The sequence below is a fragment of the Arthrobacter sp. NQ4 genome (genome assembly GCF_029077345.1).
Classification (GTDB): domain Bacteria; phylum Actinomycetota; class Actinomycetes; order Actinomycetales; family Micrococcaceae; genus Arthrobacter.
Genome location: NZ_JARETC010000009.1, coordinates 1 through 20,036 on the forward strand (window position 1 = coordinate 1; position 20,036 = coordinate 20,036).

At 67.1% G+C, this 20,036-nt stretch carries 17 protein-coding genes; 8 read left to right on the forward strand and 9 right to left on the reverse strand.

Translation table 11 applies throughout. The annotated features are described in order from the left end of the window. Positions 1-170: 170 nt before the first annotated feature. Together PUN51_RS14845 and PUN51_RS14850 are read right to left on the reverse strand one after the other, a co-directional pair. Complete coding sequence (locus PUN51_RS14845) at positions 171-1,013, reverse strand: esterase/lipase family protein (protein ID WP_275181470.1); 843 nt, start codon at positions 1,011-1,013, stop codon at positions 171-173. Positions 1,014-1,364: 351 nt separating this feature from the next. Beyond that, positions 1,365-2,030 (reverse strand): DUF3841 domain-containing protein, encoded by a 666-nt coding sequence (locus PUN51_RS14850; RefSeq protein ID WP_275181471.1) that lies wholly within the window; start codon positions 2,028-2,030, stop codon positions 1,365-1,367. Positions 2,031-2,216: 186 nt separating this feature from the next. On the opposite strand from PUN51_RS14850, the gene PUN51_RS14855 reads away from it, so the two are divergent. The 4 genes from PUN51_RS14855 to PUN51_RS14870 all read left to right on the forward strand — a co-directional run bounded on the left by PUN51_RS14855 (position 2,217) and on the right by PUN51_RS14870 (position 6,316). Continuing rightward, complete coding sequence (locus PUN51_RS14855; protein ID WP_275181472.1) at positions 2,217-3,206, forward strand: 2-keto-3-deoxygluconate permease; 990 nt, start codon at positions 2,217-2,219, stop codon at positions 3,204-3,206. Beyond that, complete coding sequence (locus PUN51_RS14860; protein ID WP_275181473.1) at positions 3,203-4,408, forward strand: four-carbon acid sugar kinase family protein; 1,206 nt, start codon at positions 3,203-3,205, stop codon at positions 4,406-4,408. Before PUN51_RS14855 ends, PUN51_RS14860 begins: the two co-directional genes overlap by 4 nt. Further along, entirely contained in the window at positions 4,408-5,412 is a 1,005-nt protein-coding gene (pdxA, locus tag PUN51_RS14865) for a 4-hydroxythreonine-4-phosphate dehydrogenase PdxA (RefSeq protein ID WP_275181474.1), read from the forward strand. Before PUN51_RS14860 ends, pdxA begins: the two co-directional genes overlap by 1 nt. Positions 5,413-5,527: 115 nt before the next feature. Then, positions 5,528-6,316, forward strand: coding sequence for a DeoR/GlpR family DNA-binding transcription regulator (locus PUN51_RS14870; RefSeq protein ID WP_275181475.1), 789 nt, complete (start codon positions 5,528-5,530; stop codon positions 6,314-6,316). Between the two features lie 7 nt (positions 6,317-6,323). Here PUN51_RS14870 and PUN51_RS14875 read toward each other — a convergent pair whose 3' ends face one another. Both PUN51_RS14875 and PUN51_RS14880 read right to left on the reverse strand, forming a co-directional pair. Next, positions 6,324-7,577 (reverse strand): M20 family metallo-hydrolase, encoded by a 1,254-nt coding sequence (locus PUN51_RS14875; RefSeq protein ID WP_275181476.1) that lies wholly within the window; start codon positions 7,575-7,577, stop codon positions 6,324-6,326. After that, positions 7,574-9,268, reverse strand: a complete 1,695-nt coding sequence (locus PUN51_RS14880) for an amidohydrolase (protein ID WP_275181477.1) — start codon at positions 9,266-9,268, stop codon at positions 7,574-7,576. Before PUN51_RS14880 ends, PUN51_RS14875 begins: the two co-directional genes overlap by 4 nt. 158 nt (positions 9,269-9,426) lie before the next feature. Here PUN51_RS14880 and PUN51_RS14885 point away from each other — a divergent pair, with 158 nt between their 5' ends. From PUN51_RS14885 to PUN51_RS14900, 4 genes are all read left to right on the forward strand, one after another. Then, the gene (locus PUN51_RS14885) at positions 9,427-10,620 is read left to right on the forward strand and encodes a helix-turn-helix domain-containing protein (RefSeq protein ID WP_275181478.1); all 1,194 of its coding nucleotides are present in this window, start codon (positions 9,427-9,429) and stop codon (positions 10,618-10,620) included. 169 nt (positions 10,621-10,789) lie between these two features. Continuing rightward, positions 10,790-12,121 carry an MFS transporter gene (locus PUN51_RS14890; RefSeq protein WP_275181479.1) on the forward strand — a complete coding sequence of 444 codons (1,332 nt, stop codon included), beginning with the start codon at positions 10,790-10,792 and terminating at the stop codon, positions 12,119-12,121. Between the two features lie 105 nt (positions 12,122-12,226). After that, positions 12,227-13,504, forward strand: coding sequence for an ArgE/DapE family deacylase (locus tag PUN51_RS14895; protein ID WP_275181480.1), 1,278 nt, complete (start codon positions 12,227-12,229; stop codon positions 13,502-13,504). 145 nt (positions 13,505-13,649) lie between these two features. Continuing rightward, positions 13,650-13,952: a YciI-like protein gene (locus PUN51_RS14900; protein WP_224025337.1), complete on the forward strand. Its 303-nt coding sequence runs from the start codon at positions 13,650-13,652 to the stop codon at positions 13,950-13,952. A 25-nt stretch (positions 13,953-13,977) separates the two neighbouring features. Here the strand turns inward: PUN51_RS14900 and PUN51_RS14905 are convergent, their stop codons facing one another. The 5 genes from PUN51_RS14905 to PUN51_RS14925 are packed head-to-tail and all read right to left on the reverse strand — an operon-like array spanning position 13,978 to position 20,036. After that, positions 13,978-14,457, reverse strand: coding sequence for a nucleoside deaminase (locus PUN51_RS14905; protein WP_275181481.1), 480 nt, complete (start codon positions 14,455-14,457; stop codon positions 13,978-13,980). Beyond that, on the reverse strand, positions 14,438-16,237 hold the full coding sequence (locus tag PUN51_RS14910; protein ID WP_275181482.1) for an FAD-dependent oxidoreductase: 1,800 nt from the start codon (positions 16,235-16,237) through the stop codon (positions 14,438-14,440). Before PUN51_RS14910 ends, PUN51_RS14905 begins: the two co-directional genes overlap by 20 nt. Positions 16,238-16,252: 15 nt before the next feature. After that, complete coding sequence (locus PUN51_RS14915) at positions 16,253-17,092, reverse strand: aldo/keto reductase (RefSeq protein ID WP_275181483.1); 840 nt, start codon at positions 17,090-17,092, stop codon at positions 16,253-16,255. Further along, the gene (locus PUN51_RS14920; protein ID WP_275181484.1) at positions 17,089-17,958 is read right to left on the reverse strand and encodes a sugar phosphate isomerase/epimerase family protein; all 870 of its coding nucleotides are present in this window, start codon (positions 17,956-17,958) and stop codon (positions 17,089-17,091) included. Before PUN51_RS14920 ends, PUN51_RS14915 begins: the two co-directional genes overlap by 4 nt. After that, positions 17,955-20,036: an FAD-dependent oxidoreductase gene (locus PUN51_RS14925; RefSeq protein ID WP_275181485.1), complete on the reverse strand. Its 2,082-nt coding sequence runs from the start codon at positions 20,034-20,036 to the stop codon at positions 17,955-17,957. The genes PUN51_RS14920 and PUN51_RS14925 overlap by 4 nt, the downstream gene beginning before the upstream one ends.

Consider the following 20,036-nt stretch of genomic DNA (forward strand, 5'->3'; position numbering starts at 1 on the left):
CGCCGGCCCCCGGGCCGTCGGCGCGCCGGTGAGGGTGCCGCAGTTCTTTCCGGCGGGGACCCCGGGGCCGGAGCGCGCCGGGTAAGCAAACGCGGCGGGGGTCTTTACCCCCCGCGGCGGGGGGGGGCCGGTTTTCAGGGGGGGCCTGCCGCCGTCGTACTTCTTTACGCCTAGATGCAGGCGGGCTGGTAGGCGGGATCTGCCGGACCCGAGGCCTGGGCCAGGGCGTTGGCCACCAGCTGGTGCACCACTGGATCGTTGGGCGTCTGGTCGTGTTCGATAACGTCGGCCGGGCACTTGTCCTGGATGGTGATGTTGGTGACCTGCCGGGCGCTGCCGCTCAGGAACTGGCTGTTGTACGGGATGACCACTTCATCATGGGTGGTGGAAATGACCGTGTAGGCGGGGCCGGCGACGGTATCGCCGATCGCGTTCAGCTCCTTCATGAAGGGCGAACCGGCCTGCTGGTCTGCGCACGCGGCGCATCCGGCGGCGGTGTAGTCGGGCGTGGGCACCAGATCCGGCGGCGGAAGGATCACGCCTTCGGTGCCGTGGTTGGACGGTGCGATGCCGACAAGCTGGTGGACGTACTTGGCGCCACCCAGGAAGCCCATGTAATAGCGGGGCATCATGCCGCCCTGGCTGTGGCCCACCAGGTCCACCTGCTTGGCGCCGGTGGCGGAGCGGACCGCGTCCACGAACGGGGCAAGTTCATTCGCCGAATCCTTGACCGGTGCCGTGGCGTAAACGCCGTTGGTGGCACCGTAGTTGAGGGCGAAGACGCAGTAGCCCTGGCTCTTGAGGACCGGCGAGAGCGTGGACCAGTTCTTCTCCATGCTCTCGAACGTTCCGGGAACCAACACCACCGGGTAAGGGTGCTCGGCTGAAGGTTTGCAGGACCAGTCGTTGGCCCCGGGCGGGGAGATGTCGACGGCCTGGGCGGGAGCGGCCATCAATGAGGAGGCAAGGACCGCAGCGGCGGCAACGGACAGGGCCCGGCTAAGCAATGACATGGAAACCTCTTTGTTCGTCTGTCTATGGGGAAAGCCGGGCTGATGGTCTTGGGGGTGTCCATCAGGTCCGGCCGAGGTTTTCCATGCTGGCAGTGGTGCTGCTCCTGCGCAGCGGAAGTGCACGAACGTGCGGCCAAAATCCGGGCTTACCAGCACCCGCCTCCGCGGCAACTGTGACCCGAGCACACGTGTTGTTACTGGTGAGTAGCTAAATGGGCGCCTGCCAGCGGCGGGCCAAGCGACCACAGGCGTTTGCACGAACGTGCAGTTTCGCCCAGTGACGCCGACGACGCCGGTTTCCCGCGGCCGGCGCTCAGGCGCGCCTTGGGAACTCCCACACCCGAGGGGCTCCTACCGCGGGTCCAGCCGCACAGCGCTGACGACGTCCTCGGCGCACAGAGCATGCGCCGTTGCCTGCACGGTGTCCCACCTGCCGTAGGTTGACGGGTCGAGGAACTGCTCCCAGCTCCGTTCGAGATCCCTGCGCACATCCTCGGGCCAGTCCCGGAATCCCTTTCCAAGCACGCCCGCCTCCCGCTTGCGGTCGTCCAGTTCATCCCAGATCCGGTCCCGCCGCGCGTCATAGTCCTCGTCGCTTTCACCGGGCAGTTCCAGCACGTGCGGAATGCCGCTGAGGGCGCAATGCCAGTCCCAGTGGTGCGAGAGCAGCACCCGTTCCCGCGGAATCCGGCACGTGAGCAGGACGTCTCCCCGGTTGCGCCTGCAGCTGTCGACCAGGTATTCACGGGTAGTACGCGCCCAGAACCAAAGGGCGCCGTCGCCGCTGGTGGGAAGGCGGCGGTCCATCTCCCGGAACATCCAGGCATAGGCGTCGGCGAACAGCGGCTCCGCCAGATCTGGGTCCGGAAGGAGCTGCCCGGTCGAAAGGAGCTCCTCGAAAGCACCCTCGGTCTGGAAGGTGTGGAGCAGGAGACGGCTGGCGGTCAGGTCATAGCCCACCCGGCCGGCCGGCACTGCACGGTCAGCGCGGGAACGGGCAACAGGAAATTTCGGCACAGGCAGAGCGTAAAAGCTGCCCCTGACATTGCGACGGCGCGAGGCCAGATTGTGCGCCAATCATCCGGATTGCGCGTTTCGCGCAAGTAGCCTTGCGCTAATCACGCAGTAGTGCCTATGATCTACATCATGCTTTTGGGCGGCCCGCCCGACCTCCCCCTCCCCAAACAACAATGAGGTTGCTTTATGTCTGTCCCAATCAAGGCCACTATGGAAAAGGTTCCTGGCGGCATGATGCTGATCCCCCTGCTCATCGGCGCCGTCCTCGGCACCTTCGCCCCGGATTCCGCCAAGTTCCTCGGCTCCTTCACGGGCGCGCTCTTCACCGGCGGCACCACCATCCTTGCGGTCTTCTATGTCTGCATGGGCGCGAGCATCGATATCAAAGCCACCCCGTACATCCTGAAAAAGGGCGGCGTGCTGTTCGGCAGCAAGGTCCTGTTCGCCATCATCATCGGCGTCATCGCCGGCAGGTTCATGGGTGAACTTCCCATCGACGGCGGACTGCTCTCGGGCCTCTCGGTCCTGGCCATCCTGGCCGCCCTCAACGACACCAACGGCGGCATGTACATGGCACTCATGGGCCAGTACGGCAAGCCCAAGGACGTTGCGGCGTACTCAGTGATGACGCTGGAATCCGGCCCCTTCCTGACCATGGTGACCCTCGGCGTCGCAGGTCTGTCAGCCTTCCCATGGCAGGCCCTGGTGGGCGCCATCATCCCCCTGCTCCTCGGTGCGATCCTGGGCGCCCTGGACCCGGCCATGCGCAAGTTCCTCTCCTCCGCGGCACCGGTGCTGATTCCGTTCTTCGCCCTGGCCCTCGGCTTCGGCCTGAACCTGGGCCAGGTGCTCAACGCCGGACTGCTGGGCCTCGGCCTGGGCCTGTTCGTGCTCATCGCCGGCGGCGCCGTGCTCTTCTTCGCTGACAAGCTGACCGGCGGCTCGGGCATCGCCGGCCTCGCGGCAGCAACCACTGCCGGCAACGCCGCCACCGTTCCCATGCTGGTGGCCGCCGCCAACCCGGCCTACTCTGCCGCAGCCGGCCCCGCCACCGTGCTGGTGGCAGCCTCCGTGGTGGTCACCGCCATCGGCTGCCCCCTCATGGTCGCTTGGTACGCTAAGCGCCTGAAGGCCAAGCAGACCGTGGAAACCCGCGAGGTGTCCCCAGCAGTATGAACGCCACCGCAGCCAAGCGCTGGGCAATCATCGCCGACGACCTGACGGGAGCGGCAGATGCCGCCGCAGCCTACGGACCCACCCACAGCAGTTGCGTAATCCTTGACCTGGCCTCCACGTGGCCGGAGGCGGACATCCTGTCGGTCAACACCGAGAGCCGCTACCTTGCGGCGGAGGAGGCTGCCTCCGCCGTGGCTGCCGCGGTGGCACAGGCCCTTGGGCAGGACCGGCAGGTCTTCAAGAAGATCGACTCGCTGCTCCGCGGCAACCTCGGCCCCGAGATTGCCGCAGCGCTGGCCAGCGTCAGTAACGGCCGCGGCAGGGGCCTGGCCCTGGTGGCCCCTGCCTTTCCGGCCACGGGAAGGACCACCCTGCGCGGCATGGTCCATGTCAACGGTGCGCAGAACGCGCAGGGACGGTTCGACGGCGACGTGGCGGCAGCAGTTGCCGCCGGAGGTCTTTCCGCTGAACTGGTGGGCCGGGAAACGGCACGCACCCCGGAGGACCTGGCGGCGCACCTGCAGGACCTTCGGGACCGCGGGACTGACGCCGTCGTACTTGACGCGGTCTCTGACGATGACCTTCAGCAGATCGCCGCCGCGGCAGCCCTGCTGGACTTTCCTGCCCTCCTGGTGGGTTCCGGCGGGCTGGCCGGCCACGTTGCCGCACGCGAGGAAGGACGCGATGTCCTTCGTGACCACGCACAGCACGTACAGCGGACGCTGACCGTGATCGGCAGCTATTCCGGCCTCGCCCGGCAGCAGACCGAGGCCCTTGTCGCCGCAGGTGCCGAGCACATCACGCTGGACCACCAGGCGCTGGAGGACCCGACGGTTGCCCGGAACGTAGCGGCCGCGATGCTGCGGACCGACGTCGTGCTGACGCCAAATCCGATGGGTGCCGTGGACAAATCGCAGGCCTTGGTCGTGGCCGAAGCGCTGGCGAGGGCCACTGCCGGCGGCATCGGGAACTGCGAAGCCCTGATCCTGACGGGCGGGGAGACTGCGACGGCGGTCCTCAAGGCGCTCGGCGTCGGCAGCTTTACCGTCCTGGGCGAGGTTGAGCCCGGCGTCGTGATGAGCCTGCTGCCCGCGCCCCTCCCCCTCTTGGTCACCAAGGCCGGCGCCTTCGGCGATGCCGGCACGCTGACCAGGACCACACAGTTTTTCTCTAGCACAACGACTGAAATGAGTACCAAGTAATGGGACGCCCGATCGTAGCCATCACCATGGGGGACGCCGCCGGCATTGGCCCGGAAATCATCGTCAAGGCCCTGGCGGACAGCGAACTCCGGTCCAAGGCGCGGATGCTGGTCATCGGCGATCTTCGCCGGCTGCAGCTCGCCGCGGACATCGTCGCCAGCCCGCTGGCCCTGCGGAAGGTGGCCGAGCCGTCGGAGGCGCTGTTCCAGGAAGGCACCATCGACGTCCTGGACATCGACTGCATTCCGGAGGACCTCGCCTGGGGCGAGCTGTCCGCCGCCGCGGGACATGGCTCGTACCTGTTCATCGAGAAGGCCGTGCAGCTGGCGATGGACCGTAAGGTTGACGCCATCTGCACAGGCCCCCTTAACAAGGCGGCCCTGCACGCAGCCGGGCACAAGTTCCCCGGCCACACCGAGCTCCTCGCCGAACTGACCGGCACCGAGGAAGTGTCCATGATGCTAACGGCGCCGAAGATGCGCGTCATCCACGTGACCACTCACATCGGGCTCATCGATGCCATCGCCAAGATCAACGGGGACCTGGTCTACCGGACCATCAAGCGCGGGTATGAACTGCTGCGCACCTCCGGCATCGAGAACCCGCGGATCGCTGTGTGCGCCATCAACCCGCATGCCGGTGAGAACGGGCTGTTCGGCTACGGCGAGGAGGCGGAGAAGATCCAGCCGGGCATCGAGAAAGCGCAGGCGGACGGGATTAACGCCTTCGGTCCCCTCCCGGCGGACACCCTGTTCTTCCTGGCCGGCCGCGGCGACTTCGACCTGGTGGTGGCCCAGTACCACGACCAGGGCCACGGCCCCGTGAAGGTCCTTGGCCTGGAGAACGGCGTCAACATCACCGTGGGGCTCCCCGTGGTGCGGACGTCCGTTGACCACGGCACGGCCTTTGACATCGCCGGCAAGAACATTGCGGACCACGAGTCGCTGCTCGAGGCCCTGCGGCAAGCTGTTGACCTGGCACCGGCACGGGACGAAGCTGCGTAACTGAAGCCATCTCTTGGCGCGGCCGGTCAGCAAAGCTGGCCGGCCGTCTCCGTCTTTGGGGAGCACTAGCATGGGTAGCACTGCCATCGCCATGCCCACGGGAAGGAGACCGGGAATGCTCAGCGCAAACGCGCGGCGCGAGGAGATCTACCATCTTGCCGTGACCACCGGCCTGGCCTCCGTGGAGGAACTCTCGGCCAAGTTCGAGGTGACGGCCTCTACCATTCGGCGGGACCTGGCGCTGCTGAACTCGCAGGGCCGGCTGGCCCGCACCTATGGCGGGGCGATGGCGCTGGGTGCGCACCCGGAGGCGTCGCTGCGGCAGCGCACGGGCGAGGCGTTCGAGCAGAAGCACGCGATCGCCCGCTGGGCGGCGTCGGTGATCCAGCCCGGGGAGAACATCCTGCTCGACGCCGGTTCCACCGCGGGTGCCCTGGCGCACGAGCTGCGCGGGTTCGGCCCGTTGTCCGTGACGACGCCGGGCATCAACACACTGCAGGAGCTGGCCGATTCGGAGGGCATCGAGGTGGACTGCCTGGGCGGCCGGCTCCGTGGCGTCTCCCAGAGTTTCGTGGGGCCGCTGGCCGAGGCGGCGCTGGAGCGGATGAGCTTTGACCGGGTTTTCCTGGGCGCCGACGCCGTCACCGCGGAGGACGGCATCTGCGAAGCCGACCACGCCCAGACCCGGCTCAAGGAGCTCATGGCCCGGCGCGGCCGTGCCGTCTATGTCCTGGCGGACTCGTCAAAGTTGGGCCTGCGGCCGTTCCACGCGTGGGCGCGTTTGGCTTTGCCGTGGACTTTGGTAACGGACGACGGCGCCGACCCCGCCCAGGTGCAGAAGTTCCGGGAGGCCGGGGTTCAGGTTGAGGTGGCGGCGGTGACGCCCGCGGCAAGCGCGGGCTGACGCGCTGCTAGTTCTCTTCCAGTTCGCCCCGGACGAGGCGCCGCAGGACGTCGGTGAGCAGTTCGACGCCGCGCAGGGCATCGTCGTCGAGCGTGTACTCGGCCTCGTTGTGCGAGATGCCTTCGACGCTGGGAACGAAGAGCATGACGGTGGGGACCACGTCCTTCATGTTGGTCGAATCGTGCCCGGCGACAGTCATCACGTTCCTGTAGCTGTAGTCCAGGCTCTCTGCGCTTGCCCGGCCCAGCGCCACTCCCTTGGGCTGGTAGGACACCACTCCCCAGTTGTGGGTGAGGTCCAGGCGGATTTCCGTGCGTGAGTCTGCCTCGGCGTCGATGATCCTCTTGCCCAGGCGTTCCATGGCGAGGCCCAGCACGGATTCGTCCGGGGAGCGCAGGTCCAGGTTCATTACCACCTGCCGGGCTATGGTGACCGGCGAGTTCGGCAGGACATGCAGCTCGGAGACGGACGTGTGCAGCAGCCCTGGCTCGAACTCCGCGGCCAGTTCACGCGCGGCGGCGATCACCAGCGCGGCCCCGAAGAGGGCGTCGCGGCGGTCTTCCATGCGGGTGGCGCCCGTGTGCGACTGCGCTCCATCCACCGTGACACGGTACTTGCTGGCGGCCCAGGTCCGGTCCACGATGCCCACCTGGGTACCGCTCTCCTCCAGCTCCTTGCCCTGCTCGATGTGGATCTCGGCGTAGCGGGCGACTTGTGCGAGGACCGGAGCGTTCCCGTCCTGGGCGCCGTGCCCTGCGGCCAGCGCCTGAGCCACGGTGGTGCCGGCCGAATCGGCAGTAGCCAGCGCGTCACCCAGCGGAAGTTTCCCGGTGAAGACCGCGCTTCCCATCATGCTGGGCGCGAAGCGGCTGCCTTCCTCGTTGAACCAGTTCACAACGGCCAGGTTGCAGGTGGGCTCAAGCTTTCCGTCCCGGGCTTCCGCAGCTACGCGGGCGCCGGCATGCGCCGCTGCGAGCACTCCGTAGGCTCCGTCGTACCGTCCGGCCAGCGGCTGGGAATCCAGGTGGGATCCCGCGAGCACGTACGGGGCACCGGGGACCAACTCCATGGTGCCGAACTGGTTGCCTGCCTCGTCAACTGATTCGGTGTAGCCGTGCCGGGCCAGCCATTGGCTGAACCAGGCCCGGGTGGCATGGTCAGCCGCCGTGCCGGCCTGCCTGTCCACGCCTCCGCCGGGCGTCGCGCCAAAGCCGGACATCGTGGCGAAATCGGCGAGGAATTGGTCGTCGGTAGTGCTCATGGGGTTTCCTTCCCTGTCAGGGCTGCCTCAAGGTCTGCGGTGCGGACCGGCGCCGGTAGGTTTTCCTCGCCGAAGCGGATTTGACCACCCACCATGGTGGCCAGTACCCGCGTGGCGGCGATGTCCGAGGAGGCCACTGCCGTGGGGTCCTGGTCCAGGAACACCAAGTCGGCCAGGTAACCCGGGGCCAGGCGCCCCTTGATGTGGCCGGTGCCCGTGGCGGCTGCCGATCCCGTGGTGTAGGCGGCCAGGGCCTCAGCCGCGGTGATCCTTTCGTCCGGGCCGTAGACCTGTCCTGACGGGGTCAGCCGCTCCACGAAGGACTGCATGACGTCCAGGGGCCTGCCGTTGGAGACGGGACGGTCCGAGCTTCCCGGCAGCGTGACACCGCGTTCCAGCAGGCTCTTGGCGGGGTAGGACCAATTGGTGCGCTTGGGGCCCAGCAGTTGGGCCATGCCGTCGCCGAACTCGGTGATGAAGTGCGGCTGCGGCACCAACACAATGCCGGCTGCGGCAATCCGGTCGAGCTGATCGGGGCGGACCACCCCGCCGTGCTCAATCCGGTTGGGCTGTAAATTAATCCCGAAGGTCTCCTGCGCCTCCGTGATGATGTCAATCGCATGGTCGATGGCGTGGTCGCCGATGGCATGCATCGCAATTGCCCAGCCCGCCCGGTACGCCTCGAGCGCTGATTCCCGCAGCTGGTCCGCGTCCATTTGCAGGTAGCCGTGGTTGTGGGTGCAGCCGACGTAGTCCTCGGTCATGTAGGCCGTGCTGCCCAGGAGCGAACCGTCGCTGAAGATCTTCACCGGTCCCAGCCGCAGCCAGTCGTCGCCCAATCCTGTGCGGATTCCGGCGTCCAGGCTCCTGGAGGCTGGATCGTTGGCGTGGCCCGCCACGTTGTGGAGGGCATCCATGACCAGCATCGGCTGCATCCTGACGCTGAGCAGACCCTTGTCACGGGCGTTCTGGTAGGCCGCGAACTCGCGGGGCGAATAGCCAATCCAGCCGCCGGCGATACCCGCATCCGTAACGCTCGTAATACCTTCGGCGAGGTAGTGCGACGTCGCAAGATCCAGCGCGTGCTCTATGGTCTCCAGCGGATACGGCAGGAGGATGTCCTGCACCAGCCGCATGGCATTTTCCTCAAGCAGCCCGGTCGGGCGGCCGTCGTCGCCCACCACGACGGCCCCGCCGTCGATCGGGGCGGAGAGATCAGCCCGGGCTGATACGAGCTCCAGCGCCACGCCGTTGAGTGTGCAGGCGTGGCCCGAGGAGTGCTTGATCCACACCGGACGCCCCCCGGCCGCCTCATCCAGCCGGTCGCGGTCCGGTTGTTGCCCGCCGAGAAGCAGCGGGCTGTAGCCGGATGCCACCACCCATTCTCCGGGGGCCATCCCCGCGGCGGCGTCGGCGATGATCCGGTAGACCTCGTCCAAGCTTGCCGCTGCTCCCGCGTTGGCCTCCATCAGGCCGAGGCCGAACCACACGCTGTGTGCATGCACGTCGTTGAACCCGGGGACAATCGTGGTCCCGGCGGCATCGATGGTCCGGACAGCCAGGGCCGCCAGGTCGGCGCCGGGATCCACCTCGAGGATTTTGCCGTCGTGGATGAGCAGGCTTGTCGCGGCGGGGCAGGAAGCATCCTGGGTCAGGATGCGTGCGTTTCGAATCAGGAGATCGACGGGCATAAATCCTCTTTGATAGGGTCCCCGGAAGTGGCGGAGGGGTTGGGACCAGGGCCTGGGAGCTGGACTACGCTCTATTCAACGCTGTAATAATGCTGCCTTCAATGGACATCCAACGCCGCTTTTAATCGAAGGCTTAGGCTTTTGCATAAAATTGATCCATGACAGCACATGACCATGGCACCCCGCGCTTCTCCGCCTCAGCTTTTCGGGAGTTCCGTCCGGGCCGGCCCACAGAGCCGGAATGGACAGAGCTGCTGGAGAGTCTGTGGAAGGAACGGTCCCTGCTGGTGGACGACTTCCTCGAGCGCTTCTCCGCCATTTCCTATGGTGAGGCCCTGGTTCCCGATGAGGACGTCTACCGCACCGCCGCGGACACCATGGACATGTTCCTCTACCAAATGGCCGGATTGGAGCTCCCACCGGACCTGCAGGCCCTCCCCCGAGAAGTGGCAGCCCGCCGGGCCCGCCAAGGCGTCCCTCTGGACGCATTCCTTGAAGCCATCCGCAACGACTTCCGCGTTCTGTGGAAGGGGTTGGAACGTGTTGCCCGGGACAAAGGGATCGGCGTCCTGGTGGCCAACATGGACCGGGTCCTGGACGCCGTCGAAGGCTATGTCAGCAGCATCCAGCAGGCGTATGCCGAGGAAGAGGCCCGGCTGACACGGAACAAGCAGCTTTACCGCCAGCGCTTGCTTTCCCGGCTGTTCAACGCTGAACTGGGCGGCCCCCGCGAAGTGCAGGACCTTGCGGCGGCCCTCGGGGTGCAGGCCACAGGAACCTTCGAAGTGCTGGCGGTTACGTTGGACGCCGTGGCCCAGGCCCAGCAGCAGTTCGAGTCGGACCACCGCACTTATGTGTACGAGAACACTGGAGTCCTTTATCTCTTCAGGCAGCAGCGCAAGGGGCGAACCTGGCAAGAGGAAGGGCCCGGCTTTCCTGCCGGATACGTACCCGATGTCGAGGGGCTGGATGCTGTCCCGTCCGCCGCAGCATCGGCCCTCGTGCTGGCGCAGCAAAAGCGCCGGGGCACAGGACTGGCGACACTCGAGGACGCATGGATGGGGATCGCGAGCGGCCTCCTGGAGCAGAAGTTCCCGGGCTTTTCCTCACCCATTAAGCAAGCACTGGATAAATGCACGCCTCTTGAACGTCAGCGCCTGCTGGAGGTGGCGCGCAGCTACGGGCGGACGGGGTCCATCAAGGAGACGTCGGAGGAGTTGTTCTGCCACCGCAACACCGTGGTCAACCGCCTGCATAGCCTGCATGAGGTCATAGGCCTTGACCTCACCGTGCCGGCAGAGGCCGCGCGGGCCCTCGTGGCCCTCAGCCGCTATAAGGAGTTCACCGGCTGATTTGTGAAGATGCCCAACAGTCGGAGGAGAAGTGGGTGGATATTGTCATTGTTTAGGGCTTTATCACTGACCTAATCTCGAATAATCACCGCAGCAGTGCAGGCAATCGCCTTTCGCCCGCCGCGGGACCCGGGACGCAAAACTCAACCCGCTCGAAAGGGCCCACGCAGTGACCACCTCAAATTCACTCCCCTCCACCGTAGGTGCTCCTCCGGTAATCTCAGGCAAAGACGCAGGAAAGATTGCCCGTGCCGCCTTCGTCGGGACCGCGCTGGAATGGTACGACTACTACCTCTTCGGCACGGCCGCAGCCCTGGTTTTCAACCGGCTCTTCTTCACCAACATGGACCCCACCGCGGCTCTGCTGGCATCATTTGCGACGTTCGGCGTCGGCTTCGCCGCCCGCCCGATCGGCGCCATGATCTTCGGCTATATCGGTGACCGTTATGGACGCCGGCCTGCACTGCTCACGACCATCGTCATGATCGGCGCGGCGACGGCGTTCATCGGCCTGTTGCCGGACTTCGGCAGCATCGGCCTGGCTGCACCAATCATGCTGGCGGTATTGCGCCTGGTGCAGGGCCTGGCTGTCGGCGGCGAATGGGGCGGCGCCGTGACCATGGCGGTCGAGCACGCCCCCGTCGAGAAGCGCGGCCGGTACGCCGCGCTGGTACAGGTCGGCTCTCCGGTGGCGACGCTGCTGGCCTCCGGAGCGTTCTCGCTGGTCCTGCTGTTCCCGTCCGAGGCCTTTGACGCCTGGGGCTGGCGCATTCCATTCCTGATTGCCTTCCCCATGCTGGGCATAGCGCTGTGGATCCGGCTCAAGGTGGAGGAATCCCCCATCTTCAAGGACCTGCTTGCCCAGGGCGAAACGGCCAAGGTCCCGGCCTTCGAGGTGTTCCGCCACGCCGGCGGCCGCCTGGTCGTGGCAGTTCTCGCCGCGCTGCTCGGCGTCGGCGGTTTCTACATGATCACCACCTTCGCCGTCAGCTACGGTTCGAACACACTCAAGGTGGACCGGAACGTCATGGTCAACGCGACTCTGGTTGCCGCAGTGGCCCAAATCGGCGTTACTTTCCTCATGGGCCGGCTGGCCGAGAAGATCGGGCCTGGCAAGGTCACCATGTGGGGCGGCATCGTCAGCGCCGTCGCCGCGTTCCCCCTCTTCGCGATGATCGACACCAAATCCCCGCTGATGATCACGCTGGCCATCACCGTCGGTATCATGCTCATTGCGGTGGCCTACGCCGTCAACGGCGGCCTGCTGACCGAACTGTTCCCGGCCAAGCTGCGCTACTCCGGTGTGGCTCTGGGCTACAACATCGCCGGTGCCACCAGTGGGTTCATGCCGCTGCTGGCCACCGCCATGCTGGGTGTCTCCGGCAACCAGTCCTGGGGCGCGGCCCTGATCCTGGCGATCATCTCCCTGCTCACGGCAGTTGGTGGGTTCCTGGGTGAGCGCCTGCGCGTCCAGGACAAGAAGCTCGTCGCCGAAAGCTAGGCACCGCGGCCGCCGCCAGGAGACCGCGTTACACCCTCTATCGAAACTCACCACCACTTCGGGGAGCCGTCCGGCGGACGGCTCCCCGTTTGTTAGGAGAAGAACATGCTTAGTGACGACCAGACCCTTCGGATCCTGGACGCCGTAGACGCCGCCTTTGATGCGCAGCTGTCCTTCACCCAGGACCTGGTCAAACACCCGTCGCTGCGCACCCGGGAGGGGAGCGCCCAGGACCTGATGTTCGCGGCCATGGCCGGCCGTGGCCTGGAAATGGACCGGTGGGAGCTGGATGCCGAGGAACTGTCTGCCCATGAGGGCTTCGGGCCTGTGACGGTGTCCTATGAAGGGATGACAAACGTGGTGGGCACATACCGCCCGGCCACCGAGCGCGGCCGGTCCCTCATCCTCAACGGACACATCGATGTGGTCCCCGAAGGCCCCTCCGAGGCCTGGTCCCGCTACCCCTGGGATGCCCCGATCATCGACGGATGGATGCACGGCCGCGGCGCCGGCGACATGAAGGCAGGCCTGGCTGCCAACCTCTTCGCCTTTGACGCCGTCCGTGCCGCAGGGTTTGAGCCCGCTGGCCGCATCCACTTCCAGTCCGTCATCGAGGAGGAATGCACAGGCAACGGCTCGTTGTCCGCCCATCTGCGCGGCTACCGGGCCGACGCCGTCATCATCCCCGAGCCCGAGGAGGACATGCTGGTGCGCGCCAATGTGGGCGTGCTCTGGTTCAAAGTCAGGGTGACCGGCAACCCGACTCATCCGCGCGAGATGGGCACCGGCTTCAACGCCATCGATGCGGCGTACACGGCGATCTCGGCGCTGCGCGAGGTCGAGGAAAAGTGGAACGCGGACCGCGGACAGCACCGCTACTTCGAAGGCCTGGACCACCCCATCAACTTCAACTTCGGTGGAATCGCGGGCGGCGACTGGCCTTCCAGCGTCCCGGCCTGGTGTGAGTTCGATGTGCGGGCGGCGATCTACCCCGGCATCAGCGCGGAGCAGGCCTGGTCCGAACTCCAGGAGTGCCTGACCTCCTTGGGCCGCGGTCCGTCGCCGATTAATGCGGTAGGCGTGAAGACAGGCTTCTTCTCGGAGGGCTATGTGCTGGAGCCCGGGAGCGAGGCGGAGGCCATGCTCGAGCGCACCCATTCGCAGGTCTTCGGCCGGGAACTGGAAAGCTTCACCACACCGGGATACCTCGATGGCAGGGTCTTCGCCCTCTATGCCGATACGCCGGCGCTGGTGTACGGCCCGGTTTCTGAGGCAATCCACGGGTTCGACGAGCGGGTCTCGGTCGAATCCATCCGCCGGATTACCAAGAGCATCGCCCTCTTCATTGCCGGCTGGTGCGGCATTGACGAGCAGCCGGGCTAGCCTCGGGAGCCTTGAACCACGACGGCGACAGCATCCGCCTCCACAAGCTCCGCCCTCTTGGCCAAGATGCCACGGTTTCCGGCCATCACACAGTGGGTACGCTGCTTTTACAGCGAACGAAACCCTAACCGAAACGGAGACGCCCATGCACGCCGTACTTGAATACACCTACGCGGACGACTACCTCGAAAGCCGCGGGCAGTACCGCTCAGACCACCTCAGGGCGGGGTGGGAGGCGGTGGAACGCGGCGAGCTCCTGCTCGGCGGTGCAATCGGCGAAGGACCCTTCAAAGGGCTGCTGATCTTCACCGGCGAGAACCCGCTCGAGGCCGCAAAAGCCTTCGCAGCCGCAGACCCCTACGTCATCAACGGCGTCGTGACGTCCTGGAGTGCCAGCCCGTGGACCACGGTGCTGGGCAACGAGGCCGCCACACCGGTTCACCCCTAAGCGTCACACCAGCGCGGGACCGGCGCTACTCGGCGATGTCCTCCGCCCACAGCTCCGGCTTGTCGGCCTGGAACGCAGCCATCATGTCCACGCAACGCTGATCATCCAGGACCACCACCTCGACCCCGCGTGACCGCAAAAGCTCCAGTTCGCCGTCGAACGTCCTGGCCTCCCCCACCACCACGCGGGGAATCTTGAACTGGATGATGGTTCCGGCGCACATGGCACACGGGGCCAGGGTGGTGTACAGCGTGGTGTCCCGGTAGCTCCTCTGCCGTCCGGCGCTGCGCAGTGCGGACATTTCCCCGTGCGCGATCGGATCCGCGTTCTGGACCCGTTCGTTATGCCCGCTCGCGAACACCACGCCGCCCCGCGCGATCGAAGCCCCGATGGGGATGCCACCTTCGGCCAGACTCTTTTGGGCGGCCTGATAGGCGGCTTCGAAGGCGGAGAGGTCGGCGCCGTCCAGTTCCGGCGCAAAGAATCTAGGCTGCTCGTGAGTCATGGCGTCGTTGTTGCACGGGCTGATTCTGCGCGGGGGCGCCGTCGTCCTCATAGTGGGTGGCGCGGGCAAGGTCGCGGCCGGCGATGTAACCAAACGTCAGGGCAGGGCCAAGGTTGATCCCGCCGGCCGGGTAGTGCCCGCCCATGACCGAGGCCTGGTCGTTGCCGGCGACATAGAGGCCCTCGATGGGGTGCCCGTCGGTATCCAGGACGCGCGCCCGGGCGTCGGCCGCCAGCCCCGCAAAGGTTCCGAAGGATCCCGGCACGATCTTCACCGCGTAGAACGGCCCCTTCTCCAGCGGACGCAGCGAGGGGTTGGGAGTGTTCCCGGGGTCACCGCCGTACTTGTTGAACTCGGTGGCGCCGCGGTTGAAGTCGGGGTCGACCCCCCTGCGTGCGTTGTCGTTGAAGTCCGCAACGGTCCTGGCCAGGGCCTGCGGGTCGATGCCACAGGCCACGGCAAGTTCCTCGATGGTCTTGCCCCTTTTCAGGTATCCGCTGCGGAGATACGGGAAGAGCGGCACCGGCAGCGGTTTGGCCATGCCCAGCGGGTACTTGCGCACGAATGCGGCGTCGGCGATCTGCCATGCTTCTGCGGGTTCGCCCTCGGGGGTGGCAGCCAGCAGGCCTTCCACATAGTCGTAGTAGCCGTTGGCCTCGTTGACGAACCGCTTGCCGTCCCGCCGCACCCCGATGCTGCCCGGCTTGGCCCGGTCCATGATGTGCGGGAAGGTGCCGGTGCGTCCGTTCCGGTACGGGACCAGCGACACCGGGCACCACGCGGCCGGGGACGCCACCCCGGTCTCGAAGCGGGCACCCACCTCCTGGGCCATGGTGATGCCGTCCCCCGTGGTTTCCTTCGGCGCCAGGGTCCAGTGCTCCCGGCCGGTCGGTGTTTTGGGGAAAAGGGCTTGGCGGCGGGCGACGTCGTTGGGAAAGCCCCCGGCGGCCAGGACGACGCCGCGGGAGGCATTGATCCGGAGTTCGCCGTGCGGGGAGCTTACGACGGCGCCCGTCACCTTCCCGGACTCATCGGTGAGCAGGTGCCGGGCCGGGGTGGAGACGCGGATGTCCACGCCCAGGTCGTCCGCCGATTTGAGCAGCCGGCCGGTGAGCGCGGTGCCGTTGACCAGCTGCATGTTGCGCCGGTAGGCAAGGAGATCCAGGAGGTGGAATCCCACCCGCCAGCCGGCGTGGAAGATCCCCCGGAAGTCCCCCTGCGAGGCGGACAGGAACTTGGACAGGTCCGGTCCCGCCATGATGCCCATGCCCAGGAATGAGGTTTCGTAGAGCTGGTGGCGCATCCTGGCCCGGAGCGCGGGCTTGATCCGGCGTGCATTGATCGGTTTTGGACCCACGGAGCGGTGCCCGGTTCCGGCGCCCGGGGTGTCCCCGTAAATGTCCTTGATCTTGGCTCCGGGCACGAACTGCAGGCTGGTCTTGTCGTGGAAGAAACCCACCATGTGGGGAACGGCTTCAAGGAACGCGTCAACCCGGTTTTCGTCGTAGTGCCGGCCGAGGCGGTGGCGGAGATAGGTCCGGAAAAGTTCACGGTCTTCGTTGACGCCGGCGGCTTTGGCCAGCGGGTTTCCTGGCGTCCAGGCCCAGCCGCCGGACCAGGAGGTGGCACCGCCGCAGACGGCGGCTTTCTCGACGACGACGACTTTCAGTCCGTGGTAGGCGGCGGTCACGGCGGCGGACAGGCCGCCCGCGCCGGAACCAATCACCAGGACGTCGCAGTCCAGGTCCGGGAGCCGGGAAGGGGTTTGTGAAGGGGACATGATGCCAAAGCTTTCTTAGTGGAAGTACGTGTCGGAGTCGAGGCGCGGCGGCGCACCGGTTTCGAGGGCGTCAATGGCGGCGAGCTGCGGTGGCGTCAGGGTGAAATTGAAGACGTCCAGGTTTTCGCGCTGGCGTTCCCGGTGTGCCGACTTGGGGATGGCGATCCGGCCGTGCTGGACATGCCACCGCAGGACGATCTGGGCCGGTGTTTTCCCAAGCTCCCTGGCCGGGCATCTGATGGCATGGTGGCTGAGGAAGCTGCCGTTGCGGCCCAGGGGGCTGTAGGCAGCGGTCAGGATCCCGTGCCCGGCGTGCCAGCCAAGCTGTGCCGGTTGGCCGTGTTCGGGGTCCACCTGTACCTGGTTCAGGGGTACCCGCAGGCCCGCGGCCTGCACACGCTGCAGGTGGGCCGGCTTGAAGTTGGAGACACCCCATGCGCGGACGCACCCATCATCCATCAGCTGCTGGAGTCCCTCGCAGGCTTCCACGAACCGTCCCTGGGCGGGGTTGGGCCAGTGGACCAGGAACAGGTCGAGGTAGTCCGTGCCCAGCCGCCGGGTTGCTTCCGCGAAGGCTTCCCGGACGCCGGTCCGGCTGTGCCACCGGGTGTTGAACTTTGTGGTGAGGAAGAGCTGGCTCCGGTCAATTCCGCTGCGGCGGATTCCTTCACCCACGGCTTCCTCGTTGCCGTAGTTCTCGGCGGTGTCGATGTGCCGGTAGCCGCTGCCGATGGCCTGCGAAACGGCGGCGGACGCATCCTCACCCATCAGCGGCCAGGTCCCCAGGCCGATGAGCGGGATCTGCACGCCCGGCACCAGACCGGTGGTGGTTCCGCCTGCGGTGGCGGTGCTCATCGCACACCCGCCTTCGTGGGCGTCCCTGATTCGCGCAGCGCGTCGGCCTTCGCCAGCACCGCGTCCACGCCGGCCCTGAGCCGCCGCGCCCACCCGAGCTCACCCAGGTCAGCGGCGCGCCGGTCCGACGGCGCCTCCGCACTGACCGGAAGGCCGTCCGGAAGTGCCGCCACCACCTCCGCCAGCCCGAATGCCCCCTCGCCGGGAACCTCCCGTTCCGACCGGGATTCGGTGATGAGCGCGTCCCGGCTGGCTGGCCGTTCCGCCGGGCCGTCACACAGTTGAAGCAACGGCACAAGGGCTGCGTGGGCGCGCAGCGCATCCCACTGGCCGGCGGCGCCTGCACCCACCAAGCGGTTGAAGTGCAGCGTGTCCACCACGATGTTGCAGCCGGCGCGGCGGGCGAGATCGGCTGCCTGGGCAATGGATGCAACCGGCTGGTACGAGATGGCCTCCAGGGTGGGGGTGATGCCAAAATCGCGGCCGTCCTCGGTCATGGACGACAACGTGGTGAGCAGCCTCCCGGCGTCGGGATCCCCTCCTGCAACAGTGATGGAGCTGGCGCCCAGTGCCTGGCCGGCTTCCATCATCCGCAGCCAGGCGTCGCGCTGGTCGCTGCCGTCCAGCAGCAGGAATTCGATGTCCCGTACGGTGACGCCGGTGTCCTGCATGCGCGCCAGGGCCTCCCTCAGCATCGGCGAGCCCGGCTGCAGGTCATAGGGCCGTTCCGTGGGCGTTACCGGACGGACCCGCACGCCAATGAAGTCGAATCCCGCCTGGGCGGCAATGCCAACGAGGTCCGGCGGGGCGGTGTTGAGCAGGGAAAGTTGGGCCAGCCCGACGGGCCGGGGCGGGGTGTGCGTCATCGGGGTGCTCCGTTCAAGCTGTAGTCCGTGCTGTCCATCGAGTCCGTGCCGTCCAATGAGCCGGGGGCCAGGCGGGCGGCGATCCTTTGCGCCGCGTCGTAGCCGCTCTTGACCGCGTTGGAGGCGATGGCCGGCGTCTGGTCCACCACTGTTCCGGCCAGGGTCACGGGCACTCCGGCCATAAGGCTCAGTTCCGCATCGCGGGCCTCGGCAGCGACAGAGCCGTCAAGCGGAACCACGGAGCGCGAGACCAGCAGCGGTCCCGGCGCGTCCAGCCATTCCCCCTCGGGCGGGCAACCCGGTCCGGACACCCGGACCCGGGTTCCGTCGTATTCCTCGATGACGGTGTCCAGCCGGATCCGGACCCGGGAGTTCGCCTGGAGCCGGGGAACGGCCAGGATCTTGGCCCTGCGGCCGGATTCCGGGGCGATCGCGTCCTGCGGGCCCACCAGCAGGACAGCGGTCCCCCGGTCCGCGAGCGTGTCGGCGACGCTCATGGCGACTGAGTCCGCTCCCCAGATGGTGACGGCGTCAGGCACGGCAGCGTCCGGGGCCCCCGCCAGGACATCCGGGTGCGCAGCGAGCCAGTCCCGGATATCCAGGACGTCCCCAGAGCCTGCGCCCGGGAAGCCGGCGCCGGGCCGGAGACCACCGGTGGCAAGCACGACGGCGTCTGCCGCAGTCCCGCGGACCAGGGCGTCCAGGCGGGTGGTATCCACGTGCGATCCCAGCTTGAGGTCGATGCCCAGCCGGGCGTTTTCTGCGGCCGACCATTCGGTGAAGCGGTGGAAGTCGGGCGTGGACTTCATCCGCTCCGCGAAGGCGAACTGGCCGCCCGGCCGCCCGCCGTCGTCGAACACTGTCACTTTCGCCCCTGCTTCGGCGAGTTCCCGGGCGGCGGTGAGGCCGGCGGGGCCGGCGCCCACAACCGTCACGCGGGCGCCCTCGCGGACGGCCGGCGTCGGGACCGGGACGCGGGAGCGGCCCACCGCGGGGTTGACGGTGCAGGTCACCTGGCCGATTCCCAGGTTGTCGATGCAGACGTTGCAGGCGATGCAGGGGCGGTAGCGGTCGCCGCGGAGGACACCGCCCACAAAGGCCGGGTCGGCGTGGATGGCACGGGCGAGGCTGACGAAATCGCAGGTCCCCGCGGCGAGGACTTCTTCGATGATGCCCGGCGAGTTGAGCCGGCCGGCCATCCCCAGGGGGATGCCGAACTGGCGGTAGGCCCGGGCGTAGCCGGCGAGGATGCCGGGCTTCCACTCCCCCGATTGGACGATCCACTCACCCGCTTCGTAGCTGCCGGCCGAGATGTCCAGGAAGTCCAGCTTGTCCAGGTGGGCCTTGGCGGTGATGGCCACCTGCCCTTCGGCGGAAATACCGTTGGCGGGGCCCTCCAGTACGGAGACCCGCATGCCCACGATGGTGTCCGGGACTGCGGCCCGGACCGCGTCGATGACCCTGTTCATGAAGTACTCGGGAGCGCCGAACAGGTCCGTGCGGTGGTTGGAGATGGGTGACATGAACTGGTGGATCAGGTAGCCGTGGGCGCCGTGGAGGTTGATGACGTCGAAGCCGGCCTGTACCGCGCGCCGGGCAGCCTGGGCGTAGGCGTCGACGAGCCCTTCGCATTCGTCGCTGGTGAGCTCGCGCGGGATTTCGCCGCCTGCCACCTCGCACGGTACGGGTGACGGCGCCACGTTCTTGAACCCGGACAGGGCGGCCTGCGCGGTGCGGCCGCCATGGTTGAGTTCGACGGCGGCCAGCGCGCCTTCCCGGTGCAGCGCGTCCGTGAGTTTCCGCAGGCCCGGGATCATGGCGTCAGTGTGCAGGCCCAGCTGGTGGGTGCGGCCCTTCCCGTCGGCACGGACGTAGGTGGCTTCCGTGGTGACCATGCCCAGCCCGGCTTTGGCCCGGGTCACGAGGTAGTCGTTGTACTGCTCGGTGATGCGCCCGTCGGTGGTGCCGTAGTTGCGTTCCATCGGAGCGGAGGCAAGCCGGTTGCGGAGGGTCTTGGGGGTGCGGCCGTTGCGCCCCAGTGTCAGGGGGCGGGCGGCGTAGCGCGTGTTCTGTTCCAT

Excerpts from the sequence above, each read along its gene's own strand:
- PUN51_RS14845 (WP_275181470.1), bottom strand. The coding sequence starts at position 1,013 with ATGTCATTGCTTAGCCGGGCCCTGTCCGTTGCCGCCGCTGCGGTCCTT.
- PUN51_RS14855 (WP_275181472.1), top strand. The coding sequence starts at position 2,217 with ATGTCTGTCCCAATCAAGGCCACTATGGAAAAGGTTCCTGGCGGCATG.
- PUN51_RS14860 (WP_275181473.1), top strand. The coding sequence starts at position 3,203 with ATGAACGCCACCGCAGCCAAGCGCTGGGCAATCATCGCCGACGACCTG.
- pdxA (WP_275181474.1), top strand. The coding sequence starts at position 4,408 with ATGGGACGCCCGATCGTAGCCATCACCATGGGGGACGCCGCCGGCATT.
- PUN51_RS14870 (WP_275181475.1), top strand. The coding sequence starts at position 5,528 with ATGCTCAGCGCAAACGCGCGGCGCGAGGAGATCTACCATCTTGCCGTG.
- PUN51_RS14875 (WP_275181476.1), bottom strand. The coding sequence starts at position 7,577 with ATGAGCACTACCGACGACCAATTCCTCGCCGATTTCGCCACGATGTCC.
- PUN51_RS14880 (WP_275181477.1), bottom strand. The coding sequence starts at position 9,268 with ATGCCCGTCGATCTCCTGATTCGAAACGCACGCATCCTGACCCAGGAT.
- PUN51_RS14885 (WP_275181478.1), top strand. The coding sequence starts at position 9,427 with ATGACAGCACATGACCATGGCACCCCGCGCTTCTCCGCCTCAGCTTTT.
- PUN51_RS14895 (WP_275181480.1), top strand. The coding sequence starts at position 12,227 with ATGCTTAGTGACGACCAGACCCTTCGGATCCTGGACGCCGTAGACGCC.
- PUN51_RS14900 (WP_224025337.1), top strand. The coding sequence starts at position 13,650 with ATGCACGCCGTACTTGAATACACCTACGCGGACGACTACCTCGAAAGC.
- PUN51_RS14905 (WP_275181481.1), bottom strand. The coding sequence starts at position 14,457 with ATGACTCACGAGCAGCCTAGATTCTTTGCGCCGGAACTGGACGGCGCC.
- PUN51_RS14910 (WP_275181482.1), bottom strand. The coding sequence starts at position 16,237 with ATGTCCCCTTCACAAACCCCTTCCCGGCTCCCGGACCTGGACTGCGAC.
- PUN51_RS14915 (WP_275181483.1), bottom strand. The coding sequence starts at position 17,092 with ATGAGCACCGCCACCGCAGGCGGAACCACCACCGGTCTGGTGCCGGGC.
- PUN51_RS14920 (WP_275181484.1), bottom strand. The coding sequence starts at position 17,958 with ATGACGCACACCCCGCCCCGGCCCGTCGGGCTGGCCCAACTTTCCCTG.
- PUN51_RS14925 (WP_275181485.1), bottom strand. The coding sequence starts at position 20,036 with ATGGAACAGAACACGCGCTACGCCGCCCGCCCCCTGACACTGGGGCGC.